This is a genomic window from Phytohabitans houttuyneae, from assembly GCF_011764425.1.
GTDB lineage: Bacteria > Actinomycetota > Actinomycetes > Mycobacteriales > Micromonosporaceae > Phytohabitans > Phytohabitans houttuyneae.
The window spans coordinates 585,661-605,079 of record NZ_BLPF01000001.1 but is presented as its reverse complement, the minus strand read 5'-3'; the positions used below and the strand labels follow the sequence as shown (position 1 = coordinate 605,079).

Genomic DNA, 19,419 nt, shown 5'->3' with positions numbered 1-19,419 from the left:
TCAGGGTCTGCACGGTCGGGGTCGGGTGCCAGTCCAGGGCCGGAGCCTGGTTGAGGATCTCGCGTTCGAGGTGCTGCAGCGCGGGCCGGGGTCGATGCCCAGCTCCTCCGACAGTCGCTTTTGGATGGTCCGCAGCACGCCGAGCGCGTCGGCCTGCCGCCCGGCCCGGTACAGCGCGAGGCTCAGCAGCTCGCAGCCGTACTCGCGCAGCGGATGCGCCTGGATGAAGGCCTCCAGCTCGGCCACCGCCTCGTGGGCGCCGACGGCCAGCAACGCGGCGCAGCGCGCCTCGATGACCGACAGCTGCAGCTCCTCCAGGCGGGCCACCTCCGGCATCACGTACGAGGCGTTGGCCACCTCGGCGTACGGCTGCCCGCGCCACAGCGCCAGCGCGGCGTCGAACTCGGACAGCGCCCGGGGCGGGTCGCCCTTGTCCCACGCCTGCCAGCCGGCCGCGGCGTGCGCGCCGAAGCGGTGCACGTCGAGCTCGACGACGCGCCGGTCGAGCAGGTAGCCGCGCGGGGTGGTGCGCAGCACGGTGGCCGGCTTGCGCGGAGCGCGGTCGGGTTCGAGCACGCGGCGAAGGTTGGCCACGTACGCCTGAAGGGAGGTCGTCGCGGCCGGCGGGGGACTGCCGACCCACAGCGCCTCCAGCATCGCCTCGACCGCCACGGGCTGGCCGGCCCGGCTGACCAGCAGCGCGAGCAGGGAACGTTGCTTGGGTGCGCCAAGGTCCACCAGCCGATCCCCGACGACCGCCTCGATCGGGCCCAACGCCCGGAACTCGGCCCGGATCCGCGCGGGCTCCCGCTCCTCCGTCCATCGTGGATACTCAGGCGGCCTGCGGCGCGGGACGGGGACGACGGCGGCGTTACCCATGTGCCGGCATTTCGTCGCGGGAATGGTCCGCAGGCCGCATACGTACCCCTTCCCCCGTGGATACCTGAAATCATCGCCAGTGGGACTCACCACAAGCAACATCGGCCACAGAGGAGCGTGGGTAGTGTTCACTACCCGATCTTGTAGTCGCCTCGGCCTGGCTGGCATCGGGGATGCGGCCTCCCGTACGTAAAAGGAGTGTGGGGAACGCCGCCAGGGTCCCCCACACTCCACTTCGAGGAATCGGTCAGACTCTGGCCGCCTCCTCCTCGACCTCAGCCGGGGGAACCGAGGTCGCCTTCGACTTACGCCTTCCGGGCATCCACCAGTTGGCGTCGCCGCAGAGCTCCATCACCGCCGGGACGAGGATCATCCGGATGATGGTGGCGTCCACGAGGACGGCGATGGCCATGCCCAAGCCGATCTGCTTGACCGACACGTCCGGGCCGAGCAGCGCGGTGGTGAAGATTGCGATCATGATGGCGGCGGCGGCCGTGATGACCTTCGCCGTGCGCGCCAGGCCGCGCGTGACGCCCATGCGGGTGTCGCCCGTGCGCTCGTACTCCTCGCGGATCCGCGAGATCAGGAAGACCTCGTAGTCCATCGAAAGGCCGAACAGCAGCGGGAACATCATCATCGGCACCCAGGTCGTGATCGGCATCTCGGTCGGGAAACCGAGCGCCGAGCCGAGCCATCCCCATTGGACGATCGCGACGAGCACGCCGTACGCGGCGCCGATCGACAGCAGGTTCATCACCGCGGCCTGCAGCGCGATCGTGATCGACCGGACCAGCGCGACCAGCAGGATCAGGGACAGCACGATGACCACCGTGATCATCAGCGGCAGGCGCGAGCTGGTGTCCTCGGCGAAGTCGATCGCGCCCGCGTTCGGGCCGCCGAGGAAGACCTCCGCGCCGCCCGGCGTGTTCGGCAGCACCTCGTCGCGCAGCTTGTGTACCAGCGCCGTGGTCTTCTCGTCCTGGTAGCCGGTCGTCGGGAAGGCCATGAAGGTGGCGGCCTGCCCGTCCTCGCTGACCCGCGGCGGGGTGGCGAAGGCGATGCCCTCGGTGTTGCGGACCGCCTGGACGACGGGGCCGAGGTCGGTGTCGCCGGAGTCCACCTGGGTCGCGAAGATGAACGGTGCGCCGTAGCCGGGGCCGAAACCCTCGGAGATGATCGTGTACGACGTGTAGCTGCTGCGGTCGTGCGGCTGCACGCTGGCGTCCGGCAGGCTCAGCCGCATCGACAGCGCGGGTGCCGCGAGCACCAGCAGGATCGCGCCGGCGCCGAGCGCGGCGACCAGCGGGCGGCGCTGGACCACGCCGGCCCACCGCTCTGCGAGGGTGCGGCGCTCCCGCGCGGGGACACCGGCGGCGTGGCCGCGGGGCCTGCGGCGGGGCAGGCGCAGCGAGTCGATCTTGTAGCCGATGAAGCCGAGGAACGCGGGCAGCAGGGTCACCGCGGCGATCATCGTCACCAGCACGGCCGACGACGCGCCGATGGCCACGCCGGTCATCATCTTCTGGCCCATGGCGATCAGGCCCAGCAGCGCGATCACCACGGTCGTACCGGCGAACAGCACCGCGCGGCCGGCGGTCGTGATCGCCTTGACCGTCGCGGTCTCCGGGTCGTCGCCCTCCTGCAGGCTGTCCCGGTAGCGCGTCAGGATGAACAGCGCGTAGTCGATGCCGACGCCGAGCCCGATCAGCACCGCGACGAGCACCGTGAAGTCGGGCGAGGGAGCCAGGTGGCCGACGAGCTTCATCACGCCGATGCCGCCGAGGACCGCCATCAGGCCGGTCACGATCGGAAGGCCCATCGCCACCAGCGACCCGAACGCGATGAACAGGATGATCGCGGCGGTCAGCAGGCCGATGCCCTCGGCCGGACCCTGCGGCGGCGTCTCCGCCTTCTCCGCCTTGTCGCCGCCAAGGCCCAGCGTCAGCCCGTCACCGGAGGCGTCCTTGACGGTGGTCACCAGCGGCTTGACGTCGGCCTTCGGCACGTCCATGTCGGTCAGCGGGATGGTGGTCCGGGCGATGCGACGGTCCTGGGTGACCAGGCTCTCGTCCTGGTACGGCGAGGTGATCGGGCCGGTGACCGGCGAGGCGTCCAGCTCGGCGATGACCTTTTCGATCTTCTGCCGGGTGGCCGGGTCGTCGATGCCCTGGTCCGCCTTGATCGCAAGGGTCAGCGTGTCGCCCCGCTGCTGCGGGAAGTGCTGCGCGAGCAGGGCCTGCGCCTTGGCCGAGTGGGAGTCCCCACCCGAGTACTGGTTGTCGGGCTCGGCACCGAAGCGGAAGCCGAGGAACGCCAGCGCGAGGACGCCGATGATCCAGGCGAAGAGGACCAGTCGACGGCGCCGGTAACAGAACCGGGCCAGTCCTGCCAGAGCTCCATCCGCACGGGGAGTCTCGGTGGGCATCGTCTTCTCCTCAAGAGTCATGAGCCTGCGAGTCAATGTTCGTGACGGGCGCCTGATACGTCGACGTACAGATGAAGACACTTTCCCGAACCTGCTACTGCGTGTGCGGTACTGCAGGCGCAGTAGCTGTCGGCGACATAGGGGTTTTATAGGGGTGCCTCATGGCGCCAGGCTGGCAACTCATGGGTCGATGATGTCAATGCTCAGATTGGTCCGATATCAGTCGACGCCGCCCGACATCCTACGACTTCGCCCCTTGAACCTGCCCAGTTGACGGCAGGGGTGTGAGCAGGTTTTAGATAGATGAGCGACAACGCCGTGTGCTAGGGTGATCAAGCTTGAAGCTCTGTGTTTCAGGTGTGTCCGCATAATCTCGGGGGATTATGACTACGGGACCAACGCAAGATGGCCAGGATCTAGAAGCGATACCGGCCAATGTTTCTGTCGCCAATGGATCGACTTCTGGGCGGCTGGATGAGGATGAAAACGGGCAGGTATTGCGCGACATCCTCGGGGCTGACGTCGATCGCGAGCTAGTCGAATTCGCTGCGGGTGCCGGGGGAAATCGGCATTTGCTGGCCGAGTTCGCTCTCGGGCTCGCGGAAGAGGGATTGGTTAAGGAGGACAGTGGCAGAATTCAGCTGATCGAAAGGCGAATTCCCCGAAGAATCGTGGAGTTCGTCATGCGCCAGCTGAGCGACCTGAGCACGAGTTGCCAGCAGTTTCTGAAGGTGGCGGCGGCGCTGGGTAAGTCTTTCATGCTGGAGGACGTGTCCAGGATGCTGGACCGCTCCTCGGCCACCCTGCTCACGCCGCTGGACGAGGCGATGGCCGCCGGGTTCATCGTCGCCGCCGCGCACCGCCTGGCGTTCCGCAGCGAGTTCCACCTGCAGGGCATCAACGAGTCGATCCCGCTCCCGGTGCGTGACGCCCTGCGCCGCGAGGCGTTGGGCCTGTCCGGCCGGCGGGCCCGGGCGTACGACCAGAAACCGTGGGTGACCGAGCGCTCGGCGGAACACGAAAGTGTGGTCCAGAATGAGGCCGGCGGAATGTGTTCACGGGCGCACCGCCTGATAATGAATGGGAATGCGGCGGCCGGCGTCCGGGTTGCCGAGCGTGTTCTCGCCAGCTCGGAAGCGTCGATTTCGGCACGCCTCGACGCGGAGGCGTCACTGATTCTCGGCTACTTCCTTCTCGGCCGGGACGACGCCGACAAGCTCGCCGACAAGATCCTGCGGGAGCGCGGGACCGGATCCGGTGACATCGCCGCTCTAATGGCGCTGACCACGCGGTCCAATTTGCTTTGGCGGGCGGGGGAGTTGGCGGAGGGTCTTCGGCTCGGCGAAGCAGCCGTGCATTACAGCGAAAGCGTCGACCCGGTATGGCGGCTCCATTTCCAGCTCGCTCTTGCCGGCAAGCTCGCCAACCTGCGCGAGTTCGACCGTGCAGAATCTTTGATAAACGACGCGGAAGGTGCACTGCAAGTGTTGTCGATGCCGGTCTGGACGGCGGCGGCAGCGGCAATGCGTTCCCGGGTTTACCTCCAGTCCGGACGGATAGGGGATGCCCGCCGGGAGGCGATGCTGGCGACCACCGCGGTCGATCCGGATGCGGTTCCGATGCTGCGGCCGCTGGCGTACTCGGTGCTCAGCAACGCCTCCTTCTACATGGGAGACCTGCCCGCGGCGGTCGAGTACCTCAGGCGGGCCCAGGGCGACGTGGCGAGCCAGGTGGTGCTCGACTCCGTGCAGTACGCCTGGACCGAGCTGCTCATCGCGGTCAAGCGCGACGGGCTGCCGGCGGCGGCCGAGCTGCTGTCCGGCAAGCACCGGCGGCTGCCCGCCCAGCGGAGCCTGTACATCGAGGTGCCCAGTGCCGCCGCGTTCCTCGTCGTGCTCGCCCGAGACCTCGGCGACAGCCACCTGGAGCGCACCGTCCTGGCGACGGTGGACCAGCTCGCCAGCGACAACCCCGGCGTCTCGGTGATCGGCCTCACCGCCATGCACGCGCACGCCTTGGCCAACCGGGCACCGGCCGCACTCGCGCTCATCATCGTGCAGTCGCCGGATCCCATCTCGGTGGCACTCGCGACCGAGGAGCTCGCCAAGCTCTACGCGGCGAGGGACTCCGTGGAGGGACGGCAGAACGCCACCCCCTACTCGGAGGAGGTCGGTTCGCCGCTGGCCGCCTGCTGGTCCACTCTCTCCGACATGGAGCGGCGCATCGCCTACCTGGTGAGCGTCGGCCTGACCAACAGGCAGATAGCCAAGCAGGTACACCTGTCGCAGCACACGGTGAACTACCACCTCAGAAAGGTCTACAAGAAGCTCGGCATCAGCACGCGGGTCGAACTCGTGCGCGGTGCCGCGACGTACACGAGCACGGCCGCTGTCTACTCCATGGGGGACGACAACCGGTACGGCTCCGGTTACATCGAGGGTGCGGCCAGCTGACCGATCAGGTCAGCCGGCCGAGCCCGGTTGGTGTGCGGCGACCATCAGCGGTGGAAACGCCTCGTGCGCGATGAACCGCTTGGTCAGCTCCACCCTGCTGTTGATGGCGAGCTTGGAAAACACCCGCCGCAGGTGGGTGTCCACCGTGTGCGGCGACAGGAACAGCACGCTGGCCGCCTCCCGGTTGGTACGGCCGTCGACGATCGCCCGGACCACCCGCAGCTCCGCGGTCGTGAGGCTCTCCCAGCCGGACTTGGGCCGCTCCACGGCCAGCCGCCGGACGTTGTGCGCGTCCAGGCCGGGCAGCTTCTGCCGTACCCGGTCCACGTCGCGCCGCGCGCCGCACCCGGCGTACACGGCCATCGCGGACTCCAGAAGCCGGACGGCCCGGACCTTGTCCCGCGTGCTCTGCTCCACCCGCGCCGCGTCCTCCAGCGCGCTCCCGGCGGCCAGCGGGCGCCCGGCGAGGCGGTAGAGCTCCGCGGCGCGGTGCAGGGCGGCCGCGTCGTTGCGCAGGACGCCCTCGGCGTGTTCGGCCGCGGCGGCCAGCGCCTGCACGGTGGGGTTGCGCCGGGCGATCCGCCGGGCGAACTCCGCCGCCAGCTCGGCCTCCGCGCCGAGCCCCACCTGCCGGGCCTGGCGGATGAGCGACGCGGCCGCCGCCGGGGTCTCGGTGAACAGCAGCTGGTCGGGTACCACCTGGCCGTCGATGTTGATCAGTGTCTGCACCATCATCGCCGGGCGGTCGCTCGCCGCGTGGAAGCGGGCGAGGGCCCAGTCCAGGCGGGCCTTGTCGGCCGTCGCGTCGTCGCTCATCAGCCGCTCGGTCATGCGCAGCTGGTCGCTGGCGGTGGCGAGGTCGCCGTCGTGCATGCTGACGCGGGCCAGGACCAGCCGAGCGGGTACGGAGTCCTCGGGCGCCGACCGGTCCGCCAGCCGCAGCGCCGTCTCGGCCTCGGCGCGCGCCTCATCCAGCCGGCCCGCCGCGACCAGCAGCTCGGCGCGGTGGCCGTACCACAGCGACGCGGGCGAGACATCCTTGACGGCGGCGAGGACCGCGGCCGCCTCCTCGCCGTGGTCGGCCGCGACAAGGGCCCGGACCAGCCAGGTCCACAGTGGCCGTTCGCAGGTGTCGCAATGCCGCCGGCTGGCCGGCTCCCCGCGCCACGGCGCCGTGGCGGTAGTGGTCGCGCCCGCCGCGATCCTCGGACCGGATCCCGCCAGCCCCTGGACCGGCACCTCGGCCACGCGCTTCGCGGTGTCCGCGAGCACCCGGTTCAGCTTGGCGCGGTCAAGCTCGCAGACGTCCTGCCGGGCGAGCGTGCGCGCGAGCAGCTCGGCGGCCATGCCGTGGCTGTCGGTGTCCCGCAGCCCCTGCCCGAGCTCGTGCACCAGCTGCGCCTCGGCGGTCGCCTCGATGCCGCGGCGCAGGGCCACGTCCGCGAGCCGGCAGGCCTCGGCGCCCCGACCGGCCCCGGCGAGCAGCCGCAGCGCGCGGGCCAGCGTGCGGGACGCCTCGTCGAAGCCGCGCTCCAGGCTCGCGATCGCCCGGGCCGCCGTCTCCTCACACCCGCATACGGACGCTCGCGCCGGCGCGGCGGGGGAGGTCACGACCGGGGCGGCCGGCACACCTCGGGCGGCCGCCGGCCCGGCCACGGCCACCGGTGGGGGAGCGGTCACGGCGGGCTCCCACGCGCGGAACCCGTTGTGCGCCAGCGCCTCACCGACGACCTGGTGGGTGAACGTCAGCTCCATGCCGTCGCGCCGCATCAGGCCCATCTGCACCGCCTCGTCGACGGCGGACGGCAGGTCGAAGGTGGGCTCGCCGATCGCGGCGGCCGCCTGCTCGACGGTGAACGTGTGGCCGATGCGGCCGCCGTCGACGAGCAGCCGCCGCACCGCGGGTGACATCTCGCCCAGCAGCCGGTGCACGGCCGCGACGACCCCTTCGGGCAGCCGCTCGGCCACCACCGAGGCCGTACCGTCGGTGATGATCATCTGGCCGGCCTTGATGAGCGCGCTGAACACGTTTTCCATCAGCCACGGGTTGCCGCCGCAGCGGGCCGCCCAGCTCAGGACCGTGGCGTCCGGCTTGGCACCGACAAAGCTGGTGCACAGCTCGGCCACCGACTCGTGGTCCAGCGTCCCCAGGTGAAGCTGCACCGCGGCGTGGTCGATCAGCCAGTCCACGACGTGCTGCGCGAGCGACTGGGTGGCGACCGGCCGGCGGGCGAGCAGCCACAGCACCGGTGAGGAGGCCAGCGACCGCACCAGCCCGCGCAGGGCCAGGGCGCTGACGTCGTCGACCCGCTGCGCGTCGTCAAGCACCACCATGAGCGGGTGGCGGCGGGACGCGCTCTCCACAAGCTCGCCGACCCGGTCCATCAGCCAGAATGGGTTTCTGTCCGGGCCCATCAGGTCGTCGAAATCCCCCTCGCCGGCGTGAACATGGCGCAGGAAATTGATCAGCAGGTGAATGGGAATCGGCTGATCGGTGATGCTCGTGCGTCCGGCGACCACCGTCAGGCCGCGCTCGACCGCCTCCATGGCCGTGGCCTTCAACAAGTGGGTCTTGCCGATGCCGAACGGACCATCGACGATGACACAGCTGCCGGATCCCTGCAGGGTGGCATCCAGGTGACTGCCCAATGTGGACAGAATGTGCTCGCGCCCCACCAAGGGATTCATGCTACACCCCCGTGTTTGTCCTTGCGGCGTTCAACTGTCCGGACTGGTCAGTTGAACGCGCCGCCACCTGCCGGTGCTCGGTCGACCACCGCAGCGGACGGGCTGACTCAGTTATACGGTGATCGGCGGCGATGTGGCGTGAATGCCGTTGCTAGCTTGCACTACCCGCGCGAGTAGTGGGCCAGCACGGTACGGCGCGCTTACTGTCTTTAGCATGCTGATTCGGTATTGCGCAGTGCCGGGACGGTAGGCGCTCGTACCGAAATCGGCTATTGCTTTCTCGGAGACGCGCGTTACGCGAGTGGGTCGGCAAATGCCCGCACGAAGCGACGTGATCTCAGCGAATCAGGGGAGTCCGAGATGCGTGACTGTGACAGTGGCCGGCGCCTCGAACGGGAGATCAGAGCATGACCGTCAGCTATCTCGGGGCAGCGGCGGACACGACCGCTATCGATGCCGCGATCAGGGACTTCTTCACCGAGCGACGGGCCGAGGCCGACGCGCTCGGTCCGGACTTCGCCGCGACGGTCGCCGAGCTGGAGAGCTTCGTGCTGCGCGGCGGCAAGCGCATCCGGCCGGCCTTCGCCTGGCTGGGCTGGATCGGCGCCGGCGGCGACCCGGGCGACCCGGTAGCCCCAGCCGTGCTGAGCGCCTGCGCGGGGTTCGAGCTGCTACACGCCTCGGGCCTGATCCACGACGACATCATCGACGACTCCCGGACCCGGCGTGGCCACCCCGCCGCCCACGTCACGTACGCCGAGCGGCACCGGGGGCGCCGGTTCTCCGGTGACTCGAACTCCTACGGCGTCGGCACCGCCATCCTGATCGGAGACCTGGCGCTGATCTGGGCCGACGTCCTGGTCCGCGCCTCCGGGCTGCCGATCGAGGCACACGCCCGGGTCTCGCCGGTGTGGTCCGCGGTGCGCTCGGAGGTCATGTACGGGCAGCTGCTCGACCTGATCAGCCAGGTGAGCGACGACGAGGACGTCGAGCGGGCGATGCGCGTCATCCGCTACAAGACGGCCTCGTACACGGTGGAGCGGCCGCTGCAGTTCGGTGCCGCGATCGCCGGCGCGGACGCCGACCTCGTCGCGGCCTACCAGGCGTTCGGCGCCGACATCGGCATCGCGTTCCAGCTCCGCGACGACCTGCTCGGCGTGTTCGGCGACCCGCTGGTCACCGGCAAGCCGTCCGGCGACGACCTGCGCGAGGGCAAGCGGACCGTGCTGATCGCCACCGCGCTCAGGCTGGCCGACGAACACGACCCGACCGCGGCGGCCTTCGTCCGGAGCAAGCTCGGCACCGACCTGTCCGACGACGACCTCGACCGCTTCCGCGCCATCCTCGTCGGCCTCGGTGCCGTCGAGGACGTCGAGCGGCAGATAGCGCAGCGCGCGGACCAGGCGCTGGCGGTCCTCGAGGCGAGCAGCGCGACCAGTCCGGCCAAGCACCAGCTCGCCGACATGGCGATCAAGGCGACGCAGCGGGCCCAGTGATGGCGACGACGGACTCGCTCACCTTCGCCGACCGGGACGGCTCCGCGGCCGGTGCCGCGCGTGGCCACACCGGTACCGGACGCGCCCACGGCAAGGCCATCCTGTTCGGCGAGCACGCGGTCGTGTACGGCGCTCCGGCGCTGGCCATCCCGGTACCGCGGCTGCCCGTCACCGCGACCGCGACGCGGCTGCCCAGCGCCGGTGAGGGCGCGGACCAGATCTCGTTCGCGATCGCCGGACCGGGCACCGGGTCGGCGACCCCGGTCGAGGCAGACGACCTGCGGCACCTGGTGGCCGAGTTCAAGGTGCGGGCCGGCGTCACCGAGCGCGTGTGCGTCGACGTGCTCATCGACTGCGCGATACCGCGCGGCTGCGGACTCGGCTCCAGCGCCGCCTGCGCGCGGGCGGCCGTGCTGGCCCTCGGCGACCTCTTCGGGCGGCGCCTCGACGCCCGAACCGTGTTCGACCTCGTCCAGGTCTCCGAGACGGCGGCGCACGGCCGGGCCAGCGGCATCGACGCCATCGCCACCGGCGCGACCGCGCCCCTCTACTTCCGCGCCGGCCTCGCCCGGGAGCTGCCCGTGGCCATGGCCGGCGAAGGCTTCCCGGACGCCGCCCGGGCCGGGGCCGCCCACCCGTGGGAGTTCGACGGGCTGTTCGTCATCGCGGACAGCGGCGCCTCCGGCAGCACCAAGGAGGCGGTGGAGATGCTGCGGGGCGCGTTCGAGCGCGACCCGCGGACCAAGGAGACGTTCGTCCGCGAGGTGGCGGGCCTGACCCACGCCGCCCTCCGCGACCTCGGCGAAGGCCGGGTGGACGACCTCGGCGCGCGGCTGACCGAAAACCACCGGCTGCTGCGCGACATCGGCATCAGCACCGAGCGGATCGACACGCTGGTGGAGACCGCGATCGCGGCCGGTGGCCGGGGCGCCAAGATCAGCGGCGGCGGGCTGGGCGGCTGCATGGTCGCGCTCGCCGACGACCCGCGCCGGGCCGAGACGATCGCTGGCCGCCTGCACGAGGCCGGCGCCGTCCGCACCTGGGTGGTACCGGTGGGGAGGTTCGCGAGCTATGCGCACTGAGCACCGGCTGGAGGCGGTGGGGCCGGCGGAGCGGGTCCTCGACCGCGCCGCGACCGCCGTCGCACACCCGAACATCGCGCTGATCAAGTACTGGGGCAAGCGCGACGAGCGGCTCATGATCCCGTACGTCGACAGCCTCTCGATGACCCTCGACATCTTCCCGACGACCACCACGGTGCGGCTGTGCCCCGACGCGGCCGCCGACAGCGTCACGCTCGACGGCGCCCCGCGCGGGGCGAGGTGGGGCAGCGCGTCGTCGCCTTCCTCGACCTGGTGCGCCAGCTCGCCGGCCGCACCGAGCCGGCCACAGTGGACACCCGAAACGCGGTACCCACCGGTGCCGGGCTCGCCTCCTCGGCGAGCGGGTTCGCCGCGCTGGCCCTCGCCGCGGCCGCCGCGTACGGCCTCGACCTCGATCCCACCGCGCTGTCCCGGCTGGCCCGCCGCGGGTCGGTCTCCGCCGCCCGGTCGATCTTCGGCGACTTCGCGATCTGCCACGCCGGCGGCGGTACCGGTGCCGAGGCCGACCTCGCCTCCTACGCCGAGCCGGTGCCCGTACCCGACTTCGACCCCGCGCTGGTGATCGCGGTGGTGAACGCCGGCCCCAAGGCCGTGTCCAGCCGCGGCGGCATGCGCCGGACCGTCGAGACCTCGCCGCTCTACGCGGCCTGGGCGACCTCCAGCAAGGCGGACCTGACCGAGATGCGGGCGGCGCTGGCGCGGTCCGACCTCGACGCGGTTGGCGAGATCGCCGAGCGCAACGCCCTCGGCATGCACGCGACGATGCTGGCCGCCCGCCCCGCCGTGCGCTACATGTCGCCGCCGACGGTGGCCGTGCTCGACGCCGTCCTGCGCCTGCGCGCCGACGGAGTACCTGCCTACGCGACCATGGACGCCGGGCCGAACGTCAAGGTCCTCTGCCACCCCGCCGACGCCGAACGTGTCGCCGCCACGCTGGGCGCCGCCGCCCCCGGATCGTCGGTGGTCACCGCCCGGCGCGGGCCGGCCGCACGCCTGTGGACGGAGGCCGAGCGGTGAGCGGTCAGGCGCCGGTCCGCCGGCAGGCGCCGGGCAAGCTGTTCATCGCCGGCGAGTACGCGGTGCTGGAACCGGGCCATCCGGCGATCCTGGTGGCGGTCGACCGGGAGGTCAGCGTCACCGTCTCGGCGGCGGACGGCGCCGACGTCGTGATCGAGTCCGACCTCGCCACGGGCCAGGCGCGGCTGCGGCGGCGCGACGGCGTCCTGACCGCGTTCGACGGCGGCGGTGGCGAGCGGCCCGCGCCGGACAGCCTCGGCCACGTGGTGTCGGCGATCGAGGTGGTCGACGGACTGCTGGCCGCGCGGGGCCTGCGCCACGCGCCGGTGCACGTCGCGATCACCAGCCGGCTGCACGTCGACGGCACCAAGTTCGGGCTCGGTTCCAGCGGCGCGGTGACAGTCGCCACCGTCAGTGCCCTGGCCGCCTACCACGGCGTGGACCTCGCGCCGGAGGAAAGGTTCCGGCTTGCCCTGCTGGCGACCGCCCGCCTCGACCCCGGCGCCTCCGGCGGCGACCTGGCCGCGAGCGTCTGGGGCGGCTGGATCGCGTACCAGGCGCCCAACCGGGCCGCCGTGCTCGACATGGCGCGGCGTCTCGGCGTCGACGAGGCGGTGCGCGCGCCGTGGCCGGGCTTCGCGCTGCACCGGCTGCCGCCGCCCCGCGCGCTCGCGCTCGAGGTCGGCTGGACCGGCCAGCCGGCCAGTACCAGCTCGCTGACCGGGCAGCTGGAGGCGCGGCGGTGGCGGGGCAGCGCCGCGCACCGCGGCTTCGTGGCCCGCAGCGACGAGTGCGTGCGGTCCGCGATCCGCGCGCTCGAACAGGGCGACGACCACGACCTGGTACGCCAGGTCCGGGCCGCCCGCCAGGTGCTCGCCGGCCTGGACGGCGAGGTCGGGCTCGGCATCTTCACCAGCAGGCTGACCGCGCTCTGCGACGCGGCCGAGGCCGCCGGCGGCGCGGCCAAACCCTCCGGCGCCGGAGGCGGCGACTGCGGCATCGCGCTGCTGGACGCCACCGCGGACGAGCGGATCACGCGGATGCGGGCGCGGTGGGCCGCCGCGGGAGTACAGCCCATGCCGATTCATGTCCAGGCCACCAACGAGACGATTGCGGGCAGCCGATGAACCAGACGAACGAGACCGCCGGCGTGCCCATGAAGTGGGTGGGGCCGCTCCGGATCTCCGGCAACGTGGGCATGATCGAGACGGAGGTACCGCTCGCCACCTACGAGTCGCCGCTGTGGCCCTCCGTCGGGCGCGGTGCCCGGATCTCCATGATGGTCGAGCCGGGCATCGTCGCCACCCTCGTCGACGAGCGGATGACGCGCTCGGTGCTCGTGCGGGCCAGGGACGCGCAGACCGCGTACATGGCCGCGCTGGAGGTCGACGCCCGCCTCGACGAGCTGCGCGAGCTCGTGCGCACCTGCGGCCGGTTCGTGGAGCTGATCGGCTTCCACCACGAGATCACGGCCAACCTGCTGTTTCTGCGGTTCGACTTCAGCACCGGCGACGCCGCCGGCCACAACATGGCGACGCTGGCCGCCGACGCGCTGCTGACCCACATCCTGCGCACGGTGCCGGGCGTCTCGTACGGCTCGATCTCGGGCAACTACTGCACCGACAAGAAGGCCACCGCGATCAACGGCATCCTCGGTCGCGGCAAGAACGTCGTCACCGAACTGCTCGTGCCGCGCGACACCGTCCACAAGGTACTGCGCACCACCGCCGCGGCGGTCGCCGAGCTCAACGTGCACAAGAACATGATCGGCACCCTGCTCGCCGGCGGCATCCGCTCGGCCAACGCGCACTACGCCAACATGCTGCTCGGGTTCTACCTGGCCACCGGCCAGGACGCGGCCAACATCGTCGAGGGCTCGCAGGGCGTGACCGTGGCGGAGGACCGCGACGGCGACCTCTACTTCTCCTGCACCGTGCCGAACCTGATCGTCGGCACCGTCGGCAACGGGAAGGGCCTGGACTTCGTCGAGGAAAACCTGACCCGGCTCGGCTGCCGGGCCGACCGCGACCCCGGTGACAACGCGCGCCGGCTCGCCGTCATCGCCGCCGCCACCGTGCTGTGCGGCGAACTGTCGCTCCTCGCCGCGCAGACCAACCCGGGCGAGCTCATGCAGACACACATCCGGCTGGAACGCACGAACAAGACCGCGAAGATCGGAGGCTAGCGATGCCAGCGGAGCTTGCCATCGGAATACACGACCTCTCTGTCGCGACCACCCAGTACGTCCTGACGCACGCGACCCTGGCCGCGCACAACGGCTCCGACGTCGCCAAGTACCAGCGGGGGATCGGCCAGCGCTCGATGAGCGTGCCGGCCGCCGACGAGGACATCGTGACGATGGCGGCGGCCGCCGCCGCGCCCATCGTCGCCCGGCACGGCGCCGAACGGATCCGCACCGTGGTCTTCGCGACGGAGTCCTCCGTCGACCAGGCGAAAGCGGCCGGGATACACGTCCACTCGTTGCTGGGCCTGCCGTCGGCCACCCGGGTCGTCGAGCTCAAGCAGGCCTGCTACAGCGGTACGGCGGCCCTGCAGTTCGCCATCGGGCTCGTGCACCGCGACCGCACCGAGCAGGTACTGGTCATCGCCAGCGACGTCTCCAAGTACGACCTGGGCAGCCCCGGCGAGGCGACACAGGGCGCCGCCGCGGTGGCCATGCTGATCAGCGCCGACCCCGCGCTGGTGCGCATCGAGGACCCGTCCGGCATGTTCACCGCCGACATCATGGACTTCTGGCGGCCGAACTACCGCAACACCGCGCTGGTCGACGGCCGCGAGTCCATCTCGGCCTACCTGCAGGCGGTGGAGGGCACCTGGAAGGACTACACCGAGCGCGGCGGCCACAAGCTCGACGAGCTCAGCGCGTTCTGCTACCACCAGCCGTTCACGAAGATGGCGTACAAAGCGCACCGGCACCTGCTCAACTACTGCGGGTACGAGGTCGACGAGGCGCGGATCAACGGCGCCATCGCGAACACCACGGCCTACAACGAGGTGATCGGAAACAGCTACACCGCCTCGGTGTACCTGGCGCTCGCCGCGCTGCTCGACACCGCCGGCGACCTGAGCGGCAAGGCGATCGGCTTCCTCAGCTACGGCTCGGGCAGCGTCGCCGAGTTCTTCGCCGGCACCGTGGTACCCGGCTACCGCGCCCACCTGCGCGCCGACGCGCACCGCGAGGCGATCGACCGGCGCGAGGACATCGACTACGCGCGGTACCGCGAGATACACACCCACGCCTTCCCGGTCGACGGCGGTGACTACCCCGTCCCGCGGGAGACCACCGGGCCGTACCGGCTGGCCGGGCTCTCCGGTCACAAGCGCATCTACGAGCCGCGGTAGCGCCTGCCGCGCCGATCCACGCTGTCCAACACCCGCACCAGGGAGGGTCCATGTCCGCAACGTCTGAGGTCGCAGAGCTCTACACCACCATCGAGGAATCGGCTCGGCAGCTGGATGTGGCCTGCTCCCGGGACAAGGTCTGGCCGCTGCTGACCGCCTTCGCCCAGGCGTTCGCCCACCCCGGAGCCGTGGTCGCGTTCCGGGTCGCGACCGCGCTGCGGCACGCCGGCGAGCTCGACTGCCGCTTCCGGACGCACCCGGACGACCGGGACCCCTACACGTTCGCCGTGTCGAAGGGTCTCACCGAGAAGACCGACCACCCGGTCGGCACGCTGCTGTCCGACATCCACGGGCGGTGCTTCGTGGAGAGCCACGGCATCGACTTCGGGGCGGTCGGCGGGTTCAAGAAGATCTACGGCGCCTTCACACCGGACGACCTGCAGGAGGCGTCGAAGCTCGCCGACCTTCCGTCCATGCCGCGCAGCCTGGCCGAAAACCTCGCCTTCTTCGCCCGGCACGGGCTGGACGACCGGGTCGGCGTGCTCGGCATCGACTACCCGAACCGCACCGTCAACGTGTACTTCAACGAGGTGCCCGCCGAGTGCTTCAGGCCCGGGACCATCGTGTCCACGCTCCGTGAGATCGGCATGGCCGAGCCGAGCGAGCAGATGCTCAAGCTCGGCGAAAAGGCATTCGGCCTGTACGTGACGCTCGGTTGGGATTCGCCGAGAATCGAGCGAATCTGCTACGCCGCAGCGACCACCGATCTGGCCACACTTCCCGTTCCGGTCGAACCGGAAATCGAGAAGTTCGTGAAAAGCGTTCCGTACGGCGGCGAGGACCGCAAGTTCGTGTACGGCGTCGCGTTGACGCCGCATGGCGAGTACTACAAGCTCGAATCGCATTACAAGTGGAAGCCCGGCGCGGTGAACTTCATTTGACGGCCAGGTGTGGCTACTACGAATGAAGACGTCTGTACTGCAAATGTAGGCGTGGACACCACCTGGCCACGCTGGAAGACTCGTCGACATAGTCGGCGTTAGGCCAATCGACCCGAAAGGGCTCTCCCATGCGTAAAGCGTTTGTCGCTGTGGCGGCGGTGGTGATGCTCGCAGTGGTGGTGCAGTTCTTCCTGGCCGCCAGTGGCGCGTTCGACAGCGCACCCACAGACGAGGCGTTCCGTCCCCATCGCGCGCTCGGATACATCACCGTGCTGCTCGCCGTGGTGCTGACGATCGTCGCCGCGGTCACCCGGATGCCCGGCCGTCTCATCGGCCTGTCCGGTCTGGTGGCGGGGCTCTGTGTCCTGCAGCCCGTGATCGCTATCGTCGCCAGGGCGTTCGGCGACACGGGCGACACCACGGCGGCCGGGCAGTTCGTCTTCGGCCTGCACGCGCTCAACGGTCTGATCATGATGAACGTGCTGCGCACCATCCTCAACGAGGGGCGCGAGCAGACCGCGACCGTGGCACCCACGCGCGCCCGCTCCGTGGCGGGCTAGGCGCGATCGGCGTCATGACCACGGTCCAACTCATCCTGCTGGACCACGTCGTCGCGCTGCTCGGTGTCGCCGCCTGGTTCGCCACGGGTGTCACAGCGGCCCTGCGGCGCCACCGGCTCGCGTTCGGGCTGCTCGTCGCGGCGGTCGTCGCGACACTCGCCCGGCTCGCCACCGTCGCGACGCTCTCCGGCAGCGGCTGGTGGTTCGTTCAGGAGAAGGTCCTGCTGGGCCTTCCCCTGCTCGTCGCGGCGGCGCTTGTCGCGGTCCTCGTCGCGGGGCCGAGGTTGCGCGCCGCCCGGCGGGCGCCCGGCGAGGCCTTCCCGTCCGGCGGCCTCGTCGCGCTGCTCACCGCCGGGTACGCGGCGCTGGCCGGCCTGGTGGTGACGTTCATCGCGGGATACCCGCTGACCTGGAGCACGGCGCTGATCGCGATCGCCGCGGTCTGCGCCGGCGCGCTGCTGACCTCCCGCGTGGTGACGGCACCGGCCACGGAGGCCGACGACCAGGACGAGGCGCCCCACCGGCTTTCCCGCCGCGGGTTCCTCGGCATCGCCGGGGGAGCGGTCGCGGCCGGCGCCGGCATCACCGGTGTCGGCCTGCAGTTCCGGTCGTCTCCGGCGGTGGTCACCGGCGGCGGGCCGGAAGGCGCCGCCGGATCGACCGTCTCGGTGGCGGACCTGCGCGGGCCCGCCACGCCGGCCGAGGGCGGCACCGTCCGGCGGCACACGCTCACCGCCAGGACCTCCACTGTGGACCTCCCGTCCGGGCGCGCCGTCGAGGCGTGGGCCTTCGACGGCCAGCTGCCCGGGCCGGCGATCACCGCCACCGAGGGCGACCTCGTCGAGGTGACGCTGCGCAACGCCGGCATCGAAGACGGCGTCACGCTGCACTGGCACGGCTACGACCTCCCGTGCGGCGAGGACGGTGCGCCGGGCGCCACCCAGCACCCGGTCACGCCGGGCGGCGAGTTCGTGTACCGGTTCCGCGCCGACCAGGTCGGCACGTACTGGTACCACACGCATCAGGCGTCACACCCGGGCGTGCGCAAGGGGCTGTACGGGACGCTCGTCGTGCGCCCGCGGGAGCAGGCCGGCGAGGAGCTGGACCTGACGCTGCCGGTGCACACCTTCGACAGCACGGTGGTGATCGGCGACCAGGAGGGACGCGCCGTGCACACGGCCCGCCCCGGCACCCCGGTCCGGCTGCGTCTGATCAACACCGACTCGGTGCCGCACCGTTTCGCGCTGGCCGGCGCGGCGTTCCGGGTGGCGGCGGTCGACGGCCGCGACCTCAACCGGCCCGGCGAGGTGCGCGAGGTCTCGCTGCGGCTACCGGCCGGCGGGCGTTACGACCTGGTGCTGGCCATGCCGGACACCCCGGCGACTCTCGTGCTCGACCACGACACCGGCCGCGGTGTGGTGCTGCGCCCCACCGGCCACACCGGCACCGACCCGGCGCCGCCGGACACGTCCGGCTGGCCCGAGCTCGACCTGCTGCACTACGGCGAGCCCGCGGCGGTGCCGTTCGACGGCGGCGACGCCGACCGGCACTTCACGATCGTCCTGGACCGGGCCGTGGCCATGGTCAACGGCCGCCCCGCCTTCGCGCAGACCGTCGACGGCCGCGGCTTCCCGTCCGTCCCCGACCAGCTCGTCGCCGAGGGAGACGTCGTCCGCTACACGGTGGTCAACCGCAGCCTCGAGACGCACCCCTGGCACCTGCACGGCCACGCGGTGCTGATCCTGTCCCGCGACGGCACGCGCTACTCCGGCAGCCCGCTGTGGGTGGACACCTTCGACGTGCGGCCGGGTGAGGTCTGGGAGGTGGCGTTCCAGGCCGGCAACCCGGGAGTCTGGATGAACCACTGCCACAACCTGCCGCACCAGGAGCAGGGCATGATGCTGCGGCTCGTCTACGACGGCGTCAGCACATCCTTCGCGCACGGCCAGCACGCCGGCTGACGTCAGCGGCCCACATCCGGCGCGGACAGCCGCCGCGCCAGGATCGAGATGACCACGGCGGCGGCGAGCACGTGGGTCGCGGCCAGGACGATCTGGGTGGACACGGCCGTGTCGCGGGCGAAGACCGGCGCCATGAGCGACAGCGCGGTGAACGCCACGGTGGCGATCACGAAGGTACGGGCGGGGCGCCTGCCCCAGCGGGCCAGCACCACCGCGAGGACGACCCCGCCGATCGACCACATCACGACGCTCCGGGCGATGTAGCCCACCGGAATGTCCTGGGCGCGCTCCTCCCAGACGCCGGCCGCGCGCATCGGCACACCGGCGACGCGGGCGAGAAGCGTGAACGCCTCCGTCACGACGGCGCCGGCGAGGGCGGCGAGGATGCCGACCAGCCATACGGGACGGGCGAGCAGAAACGAGGCGATCCGGGGCGAGGACGAGGATTCGGGGGCGACCGCAGCCACGGGCGATGTCTCCTCTTCGGTGGCTGGAATGATGTGTCTATTGTAGAGTCACAATGATCTCCGGAT

General features: G+C 71.1%; 13 protein-coding genes and 1 pseudogene. 10 read left to right on the top strand and 4 right to left on the bottom strand.

The window, feature by feature from the left end; translation table 11 throughout:
- Positions 1-879 carry an AfsR/SARP family transcriptional regulator gene (locus Phou_RS02750; protein WP_218578676.1) on the bottom strand — a complete coding sequence of 293 codons (879 nt, stop codon included), beginning with the start codon at positions 877-879 and terminating at the stop codon, positions 1-3.
- A gap of 247 nt (positions 880-1,126) precedes the next feature.
- Positions 1,127-3,304 carry an MMPL family transporter gene (locus tag Phou_RS02745; RefSeq protein WP_173053254.1) on the bottom strand — a complete coding sequence of 726 codons (2,178 nt, stop codon included), beginning with the start codon at positions 3,302-3,304 and terminating at the stop codon, positions 1,127-1,129.
- Positions 3,305-3,801: 497 nt separating this feature from the next.
- Here Phou_RS02745 and Phou_RS02740 point away from each other — a divergent pair, with 497 nt between their 5' ends.
- Entirely contained in the window at positions 3,802-5,757 is a 1,956-nt protein-coding gene (locus tag Phou_RS02740) for a LuxR C-terminal-related transcriptional regulator (RefSeq protein WP_218578675.1), read from the top strand.
- A gap of 9 nt (positions 5,758-5,766) precedes the next feature.
- On the opposite strand, the gene Phou_RS02735 is transcribed toward Phou_RS02740, so the two are convergent.
- Positions 5,767-8,445, bottom strand: coding sequence for an AAA family ATPase (locus Phou_RS02735; RefSeq protein ID WP_173053250.1), 2,679 nt, complete (start codon positions 8,443-8,445; stop codon positions 5,767-5,769).
- Between the two features lie 407 nt (positions 8,446-8,852).
- Between Phou_RS02735 and Phou_RS02730 the strand changes: the two genes are divergently transcribed.
- The 9 genes and pseudogenes from Phou_RS02730 to Phou_RS02690 all read left to right on the top strand — a co-directional run bounded on the left by Phou_RS02730 (position 8,853) and on the right by Phou_RS02690 (position 18,886).
- Complete coding sequence (locus Phou_RS02730; protein ID WP_173053248.1) at positions 8,853-9,941, top strand: polyprenyl synthetase family protein; 1,089 nt, start codon at positions 8,853-8,855, stop codon at positions 9,939-9,941.
- Complete coding sequence (gene mvk, locus Phou_RS02725) at positions 9,941-11,023, top strand: mevalonate kinase (protein ID WP_173053246.1); 1,083 nt, start codon at positions 9,941-9,943, stop codon at positions 11,021-11,023. The genes Phou_RS02730 and mvk overlap by 1 nt, the downstream gene beginning before the upstream one ends.
- Positions 11,013-12,061: pseudogene (gene mvaD / locus Phou_RS02720) on the top strand (diphosphomevalonate decarboxylase). The gene mvk and the pseudogene mvaD overlap by 11 nt, the downstream one beginning before the upstream one ends.
- Positions 12,058-13,188, top strand: a complete 1,131-nt coding sequence (locus tag Phou_RS02715) for a phosphomevalonate kinase (RefSeq protein ID WP_173053244.1) — start codon at positions 12,058-12,060, stop codon at positions 13,186-13,188. Before mvaD ends, Phou_RS02715 begins: the two are co-directional and overlap by 4 nt.
- Complete coding sequence (locus tag Phou_RS02710) at positions 13,185-14,246, top strand: hydroxymethylglutaryl-coenzyme A reductase family protein (RefSeq protein WP_173053242.1); 1,062 nt, start codon at positions 13,185-13,187, stop codon at positions 14,244-14,246. Before Phou_RS02715 ends, Phou_RS02710 begins: the two co-directional genes overlap by 4 nt.
- Before the next feature lie 2 nt (positions 14,247-14,248).
- Entirely contained in the window at positions 14,249-15,424 is a 1,176-nt protein-coding gene (locus tag Phou_RS02705) for a hydroxymethylglutaryl-CoA synthase (protein WP_173053240.1), read from the top strand.
- Positions 15,425-15,474: 50 nt separating this feature from the next.
- On the top strand, positions 15,475-16,365 hold the full coding sequence (locus Phou_RS02700; protein ID WP_173053238.1) for an aromatic prenyltransferase: 891 nt from the start codon (positions 15,475-15,477) through the stop codon (positions 16,363-16,365).
- A gap of 128 nt (positions 16,366-16,493) precedes the next feature.
- Entirely contained in the window at positions 16,494-16,925 is a 432-nt protein-coding gene (locus Phou_RS02695) for a DUF6220 domain-containing protein (RefSeq protein ID WP_173053236.1), read from the top strand.
- A gap of 14 nt (positions 16,926-16,939) precedes the next feature.
- Complete coding sequence (locus Phou_RS02690) at positions 16,940-18,886, top strand: multicopper oxidase family protein (RefSeq protein ID WP_173053234.1); 1,947 nt, start codon at positions 16,940-16,942, stop codon at positions 18,884-18,886.
- 2 nt (positions 18,887-18,888) lie between these two features.
- Here the strand turns inward: Phou_RS02690 and Phou_RS02685 are convergent, their stop codons facing one another.
- Positions 18,889-19,353, bottom strand: coding sequence for a DUF6069 family protein (locus tag Phou_RS02685; protein WP_173053232.1), 465 nt, complete (start codon positions 19,351-19,353; stop codon positions 18,889-18,891).
- Positions 19,354-19,419: the final 66 nt, after the last annotated feature.